Annotated in this window: 9 protein-coding genes; 2 read left to right on the top strand and 7 right to left on the bottom strand. The window is 62.5% G+C overall.

All coding sequences use genetic code 11. The features are described 5' to 3' along the window. The 6 genes from ACP5E6_RS13110 to dxs form a co-directional block, all read right to left on the bottom strand. Nucleotides 1-1,818, bottom strand: a 1,818-nt coding sequence (locus ACP5E6_RS13110; protein ID WP_427954704.1) for a beta strand repeat-containing protein, incomplete at its 3' end; no start/stop codon positions are given. A gap of 198 nt (nucleotides 1,819-2,016) precedes the next feature. Beyond that, nucleotides 2,017-2,808 (bottom strand): hopanoid biosynthesis-associated protein HpnK, encoded by a 792-nt coding sequence (gene hpnK / locus ACP5E6_RS13105; protein WP_427954707.1) that lies wholly within the window; start codon nucleotides 2,806-2,808, stop codon nucleotides 2,017-2,019. Continuing rightward, complete coding sequence (hpnJ, locus tag ACP5E6_RS13100; RefSeq protein WP_427954703.1) at nucleotides 2,801-4,225, bottom strand: hopanoid biosynthesis associated radical SAM protein HpnJ; 1,425 nt, start codon at nucleotides 4,223-4,225, stop codon at nucleotides 2,801-2,803. Before hpnJ ends, hpnK begins: the two co-directional genes overlap by 8 nt. Nucleotides 4,226-4,251: 26 nt before the next feature. Further along, nucleotides 4,252-5,412: a bacteriohopanetetrol glucosamine biosynthesis glycosyltransferase HpnI gene (hpnI, locus tag ACP5E6_RS13095; protein WP_427954701.1), complete on the bottom strand. Its 1,161-nt coding sequence runs from the start codon at nucleotides 5,410-5,412 to the stop codon at nucleotides 4,252-4,254. A gap of 2 nt (nucleotides 5,413-5,414) precedes the next feature. Then, nucleotides 5,415-6,041 (bottom strand): ABC transporter substrate-binding protein, encoded by a 627-nt coding sequence (locus ACP5E6_RS13090; protein ID WP_427954700.1) that lies wholly within the window; start codon nucleotides 6,039-6,041, stop codon nucleotides 5,415-5,417. Nucleotides 6,042-6,058: 17 nt separating this feature from the next. Continuing rightward, nucleotides 6,059-8,002, bottom strand: coding sequence for a 1-deoxy-D-xylulose-5-phosphate synthase (gene dxs, locus ACP5E6_RS13085; protein WP_427954699.1), 1,944 nt, complete (start codon nucleotides 8,000-8,002; stop codon nucleotides 6,059-6,061). A gap of 447 nt (nucleotides 8,003-8,449) precedes the next feature. On the opposite strand from dxs, the gene ispH reads away from it, so the two are divergent. Both ispH and hpnH read left to right on the top strand, forming a co-directional pair. Beyond that, a complete protein-coding gene (ispH, locus tag ACP5E6_RS13080) occupies nucleotides 8,450-9,376 on the top strand; it encodes a 4-hydroxy-3-methylbut-2-enyl diphosphate reductase (protein ID WP_427954705.1) in 927 nt (308 codons plus the stop codon). A gap of 52 nt (nucleotides 9,377-9,428) precedes the next feature. Then, nucleotides 9,429-10,601, top strand: a complete 1,173-nt coding sequence (gene hpnH / locus ACP5E6_RS13075; RefSeq protein WP_427954698.1) for an adenosyl-hopene transferase HpnH — start codon at nucleotides 9,429-9,431, stop codon at nucleotides 10,599-10,601. A gap of 49 nt (nucleotides 10,602-10,650) precedes the next feature. Here the strand turns inward: hpnH and ACP5E6_RS13070 are convergent, their stop codons facing one another. Beyond that, nucleotides 10,651-11,418 (bottom strand): response regulator transcription factor, encoded by a 768-nt coding sequence (locus ACP5E6_RS13070; protein WP_427954697.1) that lies wholly within the window; start codon nucleotides 11,416-11,418, stop codon nucleotides 10,651-10,653. Nucleotides 11,419-11,716: the final 298 nt, after the last annotated feature.

Raw genomic sequence — 11,716 nt, 5'->3', positions numbered from 1 at the left:
GGAGCCGGAGGTGCTGACGGCAAGGTTCGACGACAGACCCTGCATCGAAATTTGCGTGCCATCGCTCAGCGTCAGGCTGAGGCCACCGCTGACGGCGGTCTGACTGGTGAGAGTGACGCCGGAGCCCAGGGTGATCTTGTCCGTGCCGCTGCGAAATCCACTGATCACATCGCTGCTGGCGGCGGTGTTGTTGGTGAACTCGAAATTGTTGAGCGTGGCGTTTGCGCCGCCAACCATGGTGGTGGTGCCGGACGAGGCGATCAGGTTGTTGGTCCCGCTGCCACCCACCAGGGTGTTACCGCTGCCTTCACCATAGAGTGTGTTGGTGCCCGCGCCACCGGTCAGCGAGTTACCGCCGCTGGAGCCGCCATAGGCGGTAATGCCGCCGCTGCCCCCGGTTGCGGTGACGCTTCCGGTACCGCGACCGATGAAGCTCGACCCGGGGCCACCCATGAAGTCGAGCGTGCCGCCGCCGCCGAACACGTAGGTCGCGCCGGTTGCGTTGATGGTGTCGGCCCCTGCGACAACGAAAGCGAGGGAGCCGCCGTTCAGCGTGGCGCTGTTGGCACCGCCGGTCATGATCACATAATTGTTGGTCCCGACGGCATCGACCGAAGCGTTGCCCTGGGCGAAGGCGTAGGACGATCCCCCGAGAGTCGCCGCGTCGCTCGCGCCACTGCCGCCGAGCACCAGAAACGCGTTGCTCGATGAACCGGCAATGATCGAATCGTTGGTGCCGGCCGCGAACACAACGCCGCCGCCCGCCACGTTGATCGTGTTGGCGATGCCGTTGCCAAGCACGGTGTCCGACCCGGTCGCGTTGATCGTATTGTCGGTGCCATAGGCATAGAGTAGGCCGGTCTGGCCGCCGTTCACCACGTCATTCTGGCCGAATACCGCAATCGGCGTGCTGGCGGTACCGGTCACGGTGTTGGCGGTGCCGTACGCGATGGCTTTGATGCCGCCGGACATGGTCACGTCGTTCAGAGTGCCGCTGACCAGGACACTCGAGCCACCGCTTGCGGTCACGCTGTCACTGGTGCCGCGCATGGTGATGGTATCATTGCCGGAGGCAACAATGGCATTGCTGCCGGAGGCGGAGGTCATGAGGATATTGGAATTGCCGGTCACGGTGACGAGGTTGCCGGCATCGGCGATGTTCAGCTGATCGGTGCCACCTGACGTGACGGTCGACGTGCCAGCGTCGAGATTGATCACGTTGGTGCCGCCGGATGTCGAGATCGTGTTGTAGCTGTTGGAAACACCGCCGTTCAGGGCGGCGGTGATCGTGTTGCTGCCCGCGGCGACGACAACCGTGTAATTCGTGCCATCGAGCGTGAAATTATTGTTGCCCCCGCCACCATAGATCGTGTCAAGATTGGTGCCGCCCTGCGGATCGTAGGTGAGATTGGTGGTGGCGCCGGTGACCACCAGCTGATTGCTGCCGGCTCCGCCGGTGACGGTTTCATTGCCCGAGAAGGTTGCGATGAGCGCCGAAAAGCCGTTGGCGCTTCCCTGCGCGGGCAATGTAATGGTGCCGCCGCTAGCGACGACGGTGCCCGTCAGGTAGACATCCTCCGTCGGCGATGAGGAGGTGACAGCGCCGGGAAGGGCGGAACTCGTCGTCCCGTCGCTGTTCAGAACGATGGAATTGGCGGTGATCGGCACATAGATCGAATTGAGGTCGACCACATCGGTGATCGCGTTGGCGAGTTGCCCCTGGATCTGGCTGGCAAGGCTGGAACTGACATCAAAACTAAGCGGCGGCTGGCCAACTGCTGTGGTAACGGTGACGGCGCCGGTAGAGGTCTGTGACACAAAAATCTCCTTGCAAATGCGAACCTGGGTGGAATTCAGCTTTAAGAGTGAAAGGTTAACAAGCGCTCAATCACTCATTGTTTTTTTCAAGAAAACGGTATATTGCAACCAGGGCGTGTTAACAAGAGTCAATTTCGCGTCAATGTTGGGCAATTTACACTTAAATAGACGTGCCATTGGGCGTATCGCTGGATCGTGTCACGACATCAGGAGGGCACGAAGTTCCTCGGTATGGCGATATCCGGGCATCAGGGCGGCGAGCATAGCGTCCTGCCGGGTCGCGGGGTGGAAATAGATTTCGCTCGTGCCCGGCGGTAAATGAGCGAGCAGGGTCTGCACGCGTTCGGCCGTCATGTGACCCGACCATTTGATCCCGAACACATGATCGGTGCAGTCGAGCCCCGCCCGCCTGACTTGCCGGCGCAGCACCCGCGACCAGGCATAGAGCGCGCGATCACCCAGGGATGGCAGCGTGCCGCAGGTCGCAAGGACCGCCGGGGGCTCAGCAGGAACCCGGATGCGGGAGAGAGCGAAGTCACGCCCGGCGGCGATCATCAATCCCGCCACTGTGGGGTGAAGATGCATGTGCTTGTGTGAATCGGCGTGGTGCAACACGAGGCCGGTGGCGCGATAGGCCTCGAACTGGGCGCGGATTTCGGCGGCGAGTTCGCGGCGGGCAGACGGGCTGAAGAAATAGCGAAAGCCGCGCATGATTTGATCGGAGCCGAAGCGTCCGTCCGGCGTGGTCAGGTGCGGCAACCGCGCATGACCAAGCATCGAATCACCCTCGACCAACACCAGATGCAGTCCGACCTTGAGGTGAGGCAAACGTCTGGCGCGCGCGACGGCATCCGCCGCCGCCGGTCCCGCCACCATCAGGCTCGCCTGCGCGAGGCGGCCATCCCGGTGGGCGATTTCGACGGCTTCGTTGACGCTCTCGGTCAGGCCGAAATCGTCGGCCGAGAAGACGACGGATGTCGGTTCAGGCAGCGTGGCGCTCGCGGAGGAACTGGTAGAATTCGACCCCTTCGCGCAGACGCCGCTTCATCATCTGCGGGCTGCGAACCATCTCACTGACGATCGACATGATTTTCGGCGCGCGGAAGTAAAACTGTCGATAGAAGATCTCGACGCCTTCAAAAATCTCGGTGTGGCTCAGGTTGGGGTAATGCAGCGGTGCGATCTGGATGCCGTGATCATCGATCAATTCGGCATTGGCGATGTCGAGCCAGCCGTTTTTCACCGCCTGATCGTAAAGGAATGTACCGGGATAGGGCGCGGCCAGCGAGACCTGAATAGTGTGTGGATTGATATCCTTGGCGAATTGGATGGTCTCGCGGATGGTCTCCTGGCTCTCGCCGGGCAGGCCGAGAATGAAAGTGCCGTGGATTTTGATGCCGAGATCGTGGCAATCCTTGGTGAACTGGCGGGCGACCTCGATCCGCATCCCCTTTTTGATATTATGCAGGATCTGCTGATTGCCGGATTCATAGCCGACCAGCAGAAGGCGCAACCCGTTCTCGGCCAGCACTTTCAGCGTGTCGCGCGGCACATTGGCCTTGGCGTTGCACGACCAGGTGACGCCGAGCTTGCCAAGCTCACGCGCGATCGCTTCGGCGCGGGGCAGATTGTCGGTGAAGGTGTCGTCGTCGAAGAACAATTCCTTCATCTGCGGGAAGTCGCGCTTGATTTGCTTGACCTCGGCGATGACGTGCTCGACCGAGCGGGTGCGGTAGCGATGGCCGCCGACCGTTTGCGGCCAGAGGCAGAAGGTGCAGCGCGATTTGCAGCCGCGCCCGGTGTAGAGCGAGACATAGGGGTGCAGCAGATAGCCGATGAAGTAATCCTCCATCCGCAGGTCGCGCTTGTAGACATCCGACACGAAGGGCAGGCTGTCCATGTCCTCGAGGATGGTGCGATCCTTGTTGTGAACGATGGTGCCGGCAGCGTCGCGGTAGGAGATGCCATCGACCTCGGCAAAGGGCTTACCCTCGGCAATCTCCTTGATCGTGAAGTCGAACTCGTTGCGGGCGACGAAATCAACCGGGGTTCCCTGTTCGAGGCTTTCCTGCGCCTGCACCGCGACCTTCGCACCGATCATGCCGATGATCACGCGCGGGTTTTCCGCCTTGATCGCGGCGGCGACTTTGACATCGTTCGCAAACGACGGGGTCGAGGTGTGGATGATCACCAGATCGGCCGCGTTGGAATGGGGCAGCACATCCGCCATGCCGAGGTTGGCGGGCGGTGCGTCGATCAGTTTCGAGCCGGGGATCAGGGCGGCGGGCTGGGCCAGCCAGGTGGGGAACCAGAACGAGCGGATCTCGCGCTTGGCCTGGTAGCGCGAACCGGCACCGCCGTCGAACCCATCAAACGAGGGGGGTTGCAGAAACAGGGTCTTCATCATCGCATCGATCCTAACTTATGTACCGGTCATGCCGGTGGGGTGGCGCGACCGGAATCGGCCCGCAACACCTGCCCCCGCCACTCGACTGTGTCGCTCCAGAAACTGGCGACGAAAATGACCGCTGAAAGACCGTCGCGCAAGAGGAAAAGCCACGGCGCGGCGGTTTTGGCAAGGGCGGGGGATTTGCCGCCGCCGCCGGTAAGGCCGAGATGGCGCTCAAGGTGGCGGGCGATCGCGTAGCGAAGGCCGGCGGCGAGGGCGAGGGCGATCCAGCCTCCGGTTGGAACACCGGCCAGAACCAGCGCGACAACCGCCCAAAACAGCGGAAATTGCACGATCAATCCCCAGTAGGCCCCCGGCACCAGAGCGCGGATGGTGCGCGCCCACCGCAGTTCATGGCGGATCAGCGCGGGGAGGGTCGTTTCGGTTACTGTGGTGGCGGGGATGGTCGGCGCCATGGCGATTGTTCGACCCGCAGCCCGGATGCGCTGTCCCAGCACGTTGTCATCGGCGAGATGATCCAGCAGGGCCGGGAAACCGCCGACCGTGTCGAGCGTGGTTCGGCTGAGCGCCATCGTGGCGCCCAGGCAATCCTGCCGGCCGAGGCGGCGCGCGAGAGCGGCGCCGGGCAGGAACGAATGATTGATCTGCATCGCCCCGAGAACGCTGGGCAGCGCCGTGCTCGACGGCAGCCCGGTGTAGAGCGTCGTGACGAGGCCAGTGCCGGGTTGGGTCAGGCGGGTGACGACGGCACGCAGAAAATCGGGGGCGACATGCATGTCGGCATCCGAGATTACCAGCAGGTGATGGCGCGCGGCGGGGAGCATGGCCATCAGATTGGCGATTTTCCGGTTGCGGCCGGGCGGGGTGGGGCCGGTGACCACGGCGACATCGACGAGCGGGTAGCGCCGGCGCAGGGCGGCGACGATCGCGAGCGCCGGATCGGCCGGGTCCGCCGCGCCGAACACCAGCTGGAACCGCGGATAGTCGAGCAGAAAAAAAGATTCCAGCGCGATGTCCAGCAAGGCCTCGTTGCCGTGCAGGGGCTTGAGGATCGTGACCGGGGCGGTCGCGGCCGGGGTGTTGGGCGCGGGCCGCGCACGGGTGATCGCCACCGTGCCGAGCGCTTGCTGGGCAAGGCCGGCGATGCAGAGCAGATCGGCGATCGCGGGGAGGATCGCGACCACGATCAGCCCTTGAGCGCGCCGCCGGATAGCGTGGCGATCTTGCGCTTCAGCGCCGTGATCAGCCGGCTGGCGTTGCCGGGGTCGATCAGCCCGTCGAATTCCGAGCGCTGGGTGGCGACTTTGCTGATGGTGCCGTCGAACAGCACATCAGTGATTTTCCAGCCGCCCGCGAGGGGGGTCATGACATAGGCGAGTTTGGTCTTGTGGCCTGAGGCCGCGATCAGGTCGGTGGTGACGATCTGCCGGGTCCCAACGCTGCGGGTGCCGGGCAGGGTTTCGAAACGCTGCCCGCTATAGGCGTTGAAGCTGCTGACATAGGTCGCGATGGTGTAACGGCGGAACAGAACCACCAGTTCGGCCTGCTGATCGGCGGGGATCTGCGACCAGAGCAGCCCGGCCGAAACCTGGAGGATCGACCCCAGATCGAAACTCTGCTCGACCACCGGCTTGAGCAGGGCGTAGCGCGTGGTGAAGCTCTCACCGGCGCTGCCCGCCTTCATCACGGCGATCAGGGCGTCATCAAGGTCGGTGACGGGCGCGGCGGCGGCCTCGGCAGCAGCGCGTGCCGAGGAAAGCGCGAGAGGCAGGGCCGCAAGGAGCGGCATCGCCAGGAGGATACGACGGTTCATCGCCTTTGATAATGGGATCACTGTGCGGGAATTGCGACCGAGCCATGATCCTTCTCGGCAGGGTTGCGACGACCGAGTGCGGCGAGGGCATGGGCGACGATGTCCTTCGCGGTGAGCCCCGCGTCGATCAGCTGGGCGGCGGGGGTGTTGTGGTCGATATAGCGGTCCGGCAAGGTCATCGGGCGGAACCGCAGCCCATGGTCGAGCGCGCCGCTCCAGGCCAGATGATGCGCCACGGCGGCGCCGAAGCCGCCGGCGGCGCCGTCCTCGATGGTGATCAGCACCTCGTGATGGCGGGCGAGCTGGTCGATCAGGCCGGTATCGAGCGGCTTCATGAAGCGGGCATCGGCCACGCTGGTGGTAAAGCCGCGGGCGGTGAGTTCGTCGGCGGCTTTCAGCGCATCGTGCAGGCGTGGGCCGAGCGCGAGGATGGCGACGCTGCTGCCCTCGCGGATCAGGCGGCCCTTGCCGATCTCCCAGGGTGTGCCGCGGGAGGGTAGCTCAAGGCCGATGCCTTCGCCGCGCGGGTAGCGGAAGGCGGAGGGGCGATCGTCGATAATGGCGGCGGTGGCGACGCAATCCATCAATTCGACCTCGTCGGACGGCGCCATGATCACGAATCCCGGCAGGCAGCCGAGGAAGGCGAGATCGTATACGCCCGCATGGGTTGCGCCATCGGCGCCGACCATGCCGGCGCGGTCCATCGCGAAGCGGACCGGCAGGGATTGCAGGGCGACGTCGTGCACCACCTGGTCGTAGCCGCGCTGGAGGAAGGTGGAATAGATCGCGCAGAACGGCGCCATGCCCTCGGTCGCCATGCCGGCGGCGAAGGTGACGGCGTGCTGTTCGGCGATGCCGACATCGAAGGTCCGCGTGGGGAAGCGCTTGGCGAACACATCGAGCCCGGTGCCGCCGGGCATGGCGGCGGTGATGGTGACGATGGCGGGGTTGACCTCGGCTTCGGCGATCAGGGCGTTGGCGAACACCTTGGTGTAGGACGGCGGGCCGGGCGGCGCCTTGGCCTGTTCGCCGGTGACGACGTTGAATTTCGAAACCCCGTGGTATTTGTCGGCCGAGGCCTCGGCGGGGGCGTAGCCCTTGCCCTTCTGTGTGACGACATGGAGCAGGATCGGCTCGTCGCCCTCGAAATCGCGCAGATTGCGCAGGACCGGCAGCAGATGGTCGAGATTATGGCCGTCGATCGGGCCGACATAGTAAAAGCCGAGTTCCTCGAACAGCGTGCCGCCGGTGAGAATGCCGCGGGCGTATTCCTCGGCGCGCTTGGCGGTGCGCTCCAGTGTGCGGGGGAAGCGCTTGGCCATGCGGGCGGCGAATTCGCGCAAGTTGAGGAAGCTGCGCGAGGAGATCAGGCGGGAGAGATAGGCGCTCATGGCGCCGACCGGCGGGGCGATCGACATGTCGTTGTCGTTGAGGATCACGATCAGGCGGGATTTGCTGGCGCCGGCATTATTCATCGCCTCATAGGCCATGCCCGCGCTCATCGCGCCGTCGCCGATCACGGCGATGACGTTGCGCTTGGGCGTTTCGCCCTTGAGGTCGCGCGCGATCGCCATGCCGAGGCCGGCGGAGATCGAGGTCGAGGAATGGGCGGCGCCGAACGGGTCGTATTCGCTCTCCGAGCGGCGGGTGAAGCCGGACAATCCACCCGGCTGGCGGAGCGTGCGGATACGATCGCGCCGTCCGGTGAGGATTTTATGGGGGTAGGCCTGGTGGCCGACGTCCCAGATCAGGCGATCGCGCGGGGTGTCGAACACCGCGTGGAGGGCGACGGTGAGTTCGACCACGCCGAGCGAGGCCCCGAGGTGACCACCGGTGACGGAGACGGTGTCGATCGTTTCGGCGCGGAGCTCATCGGCGAGTTGACGGAGTTGTTCGGCGGAGAGATTACGCAGATCGGCCGGCGTTTTTACCCGGTCGAGCAGCGGGGTGCGGGGCGGCATCAGATGCGGCCCTCGGCATGGCACTCCGAACGATTGCTGCTGCGGTAGGGTTTCATGTTCACTGTCCTTTACGAATCGTCATGTGCATCTGAACCACAGGGCGCGGTCATCGCCATAGGCGGGCTGGACCGATACCGTTATCAAACTTAAACATAAGCCGAACGCCGGCGGAATGAAACTGCGGTGCTGGATTGGTCAGTGAGCATGGCAAATCGGCAACAGGCGGGATGGCGGATGCGGGAGGCGGCGTTGCGTTGCGGCATCGGGCCTTGCGGAATCACGGCGCGATGACTTAGTGTCACTCGCTCCGTAGGAGTGGTGACGCCGCGGGGCGGTGCCGATCGGTCATTTTCAGCGCGATCTCGAAAGGGCGACAGCTCGATGGACAGTTTCGTTATCCCGACCGACCAGGGCGGCCAGGCGGCCGAGCCAGGTTTGCTGCCGGCGATGAAGGTCGTGCTGGCACAGCCGCGCGGATTCTGTGCCGGGGTGGAGCGGGCGATCGAGATCGTCGAGCGCGCCTTGGTGAAGTTCGGGCCGCCGATTTATGTGCGCCATGAAATTGTGCATAATCGTCATGTGGTTGAGGATCTGCGGGCGCGCGGGGCGGTGTTCGTCGATGAGATCAGTGAGGTGCCGGACGGCGCGATCACGGTGTTTTCGGCGCATGGGGTGGCGCGCGTGGTGCAGAAGGCCGCAGCGGACCGGAATTTGCCGGTGATCGATGCGACCTGCCCGCTGGTGGCCAAGGTGCATTCCGAGGGACGGCGCTATGCCGGGCAGGGGCGGGAGATCATTTTGATCGGTCATGCCGGTCACGCCGAGGTCGAGGGGACGATCGGACAGATCGATGGACAGGTCTATCTGGTCCAGACGGTCGAGGATGTCGCGACCCTCACGGTCGAGAAACCGGACATGCTATCTTATATCACGCAGACCACATTGTCGGTCGATGATACGCGGGGCATCATCGCGGCGCTGATCGCGCGGTTTCCGACCATCACCGGGCCGGATGTGCGCGATATTTGTTATGCGACACAGAACCGGCAGGAAGCCGTGCGGCATCTGGCCGAGCAGGTCGAGCTTATTTTGGTGGTGGGCAGCCGTAATTCATCCAATTCGAACCGGCTGCGTGAGATCGGGGCGGAACTGGGCCGGCCTTCCTATTTGATCGATGATGCGGGGCATCTGGAGGCGGCGTGGTTCGAGGGGATCACGACGGTGGGCGTGACCGCCGGGGCTTCGGCGCCGGAGGTTCTGGTGCGCGGCGTGCTCGAGGGTTTGAAGCGGTTCGGCTCGATCGAGGTCGAGATGCTGGCCGGCACGCCGGAAGACGTGCGGTTCAAACTGCCGAGCGAAGTGAGCGACGACTGACCAAACGGGTTCTTGGGTCGTCTATCGGGTTTCAGGTTTCAGGAGTTAGTTTATGGGCGTGCCGCTAAATCAGGCGATCAAGGTCGGGTCCTACGTGCTCAAGCAGCACCTCACCGGGCGGAAGCGTTATCCGCTGGTGCTGATGTTGGAACCGCTGTTCCGCTGCAATCTCGCCTGTTCGGGCTGCGGCAAGATTGATTATCCGGCGCCGATTCTCAATCAGCGTTTGTCGGTCGCGGATGCGCTGGAGGCGGTTGACGAATGCGGTGCGCCGGTGGTGGCGATCGCGGGGGGCGAGCCGTTGCTGCATAAGGAGATGCCCGAGATCGTCGAGAAAATTCTGGCGCGGGGCAAGTTCATTTATTTATGCACCAATGCGCTGCTGCTTGAAAAGAAGATCGACCAGTACAAGCCGCACAAGAATTTCTGCTGGGACATTCATCTGGATGGCGACAAGCAGATGCATGACAAGGCAGTGAGTCAGGACGGGGTTTACGATCGTGCGGTTGCGGCGATCAAGCTCGCCAAGGCCAGGGGGTTCCGGGTCTCGATCAACTGCACGCTGTTCGATGGCACCGATCCGGCGCGGGTCGCGACGTTTTTGGATGTCGTCAATGAGATCGGCGTCGATGGGGTGATGACCTCGCCGGGTTATGCCTATGAGCGGGCGCCGGATCAGGAGCATTTTCTGAACCGCCAGCGGACCAAGGAGTTGTTCCGGGCGATCTTTCGCTACGGCAAGGAGCGCAAGGCGCGCGGGCGGGCGTGGAAATTCAATCAATCGCCTTTGTTTCTGGATTTCCTGGCGGGCAACCAGACCTATAAATGCACGCCCTGGGGCAATCCGACCCGCAATGTGTTCGGCTGGCAGCGGCCCTGCTATCTGCTTGGAGAAGGTTACGCCAAGACGTATCGGGAGTTGATGGAGACGACCGATTGGGACAAATACGGCGTTGGCAATTATGAGAAATGCGCCGATTGCATGGTTCATTCCGGTTTCGAGGCGACGGCGGTGGTCGATTCGGTCAAGCGGCCATGGAAGATGGTGAAACTCGCGATCCAGGGCATCAAGACCGAGGGTGCGATGGCGGCCGATATTCCGCTCGATCATCAGCGGCCGGCGGATTATGTGTTTTCTCGCCATGTCGAGCAGAAGATGGCGGAAATCCATGCCAAGCCGGCGGTGGTGCAGGATAGTCCGGCCGCGGTGGACAGCGCGGACTGAGGCGATTCGGCGCCAGGGAGAATGGTTGGTGTTGCCCTGGCGGGTCGGTTCAGGTTCCGACCCTGAGGAACATGCCGGTGGTCAGCCGTGAATCGGTGATGTCGGTCTCCGGGTTCGCTGTGATCGGGTTGGCCGGATCGGCGGCGCGTTTCTCGACGACCATGTAACCGCGGCCCCAGTTGGTCTCGATCAGGTCGTCGGCGCCCATGGCCAGGAGTTTTTTGCGGATCTTGCAAATAAAGACGTCGATGATCTTGGGGTTGGGCTCATCGAGGCCGCCGTAGAGATGATCGAGGATGGCTTCCTTGCTCAGGACGCAGCCTTTGCGCAGGGCGAGGATTTCGACGATCTGATATTCTTTTTTGGTGAGCGTGACCTCATGCGCGCCGACGAAGATTTTTTTGGCGTTCATGTTGATTTCGATATTGCCGAGAACCAGCGAGGGGCTTTGAAAACCCCGGCTGCGGCGCACCTGGTTTTGCACCCGGAGGAAGATTTCCTCCTGTGAGGTGGCGCTGACGATCAGATCGTCGACCCCGGCTTCGAGGACACGCAACCGCCCGGCTTCGCCGAGGCTATGGGCGACCGCAACGATCGGGCAGCGCAAGCCGCCGATACGCAGACGCCTGATCAATTCGATCTCGGCGGGCCGTGTGTCGGTGATGCGGAGCAGCACGGCATCGTAATCGTAGAAGCGGGCCAGATCGAGAGCCTCTTCGGCTTCGGATGTTTCATCGACGACGACCAGCTTCGATTTGAAGAAGGTGGTCAATATGTCTTTATTTTCAATAAACGAACCAAAAATAAGTAATTTCATCACAACCTCCGGTGAACTGCGATTATCAGTACAACCGAAAGACGTATCCGTCAACAAAATAATTTCAAATTGACGGTCTGTGTTGAAATAATACAACTTATAACAGAAAAATAGCCTGATAGTGTTTAATAAGATCGTTATTGTTTTTTAGATGAATTTTCCGGCGCGCGATTGAGGTTCCGCAGGGACGGCGGCGCTTGTGGCGGGATTTAGAGCGTTATGCTTTCAGCGTAACGCTCTAAATCTATGTTTTTCGAGTGATTTCATGCGATTATGTTGCCGCTGCCGCGGCAACTTA

The organism is Acidiphilium sp., from assembly GCF_049977125.1.
GTDB lineage: Bacteria > Pseudomonadota > Alphaproteobacteria > Acetobacterales > Acetobacteraceae > Acidiphilium.
The sequence above is the reverse complement of the archived record's forward strand: the minus strand, read 5'-3'. Positions and strand labels throughout refer to the sequence as shown.

Coding starts and splice junctions, on each gene's coding strand:
- hpnJ (WP_427954703.1), bottom strand. CDS start 4,225: ATGATGAAGACCCTGTTTCTGCAACCCCCCTCGTTTGATGGGTTCGAC.
- ACP5E6_RS13090 (WP_427954700.1), bottom strand. CDS start 6,041: ATGAACCGTCGTATCCTCCTGGCGATGCCGCTCCTTGCGGCCCTGCCT.
- dxs (WP_427954699.1), bottom strand. CDS start 8,002: ATGCCGCCCCGCACCCCGCTGCTCGACCGGGTAAAAACGCCGGCCGAT.
- ispH (WP_427954705.1), top strand. CDS start 8,450: ATGAAGGTCGTGCTGGCACAGCCGCGCGGATTCTGTGCCGGGGTGGAG.
- hpnH (WP_427954698.1), top strand. CDS start 9,429: ATGGGCGTGCCGCTAAATCAGGCGATCAAGGTCGGGTCCTACGTGCTC.
- ACP5E6_RS13070 (WP_427954697.1), bottom strand. CDS start 11,418: ATGAAATTACTTATTTTTGGTTCGTTTATTGAAAATAAAGACATATTG.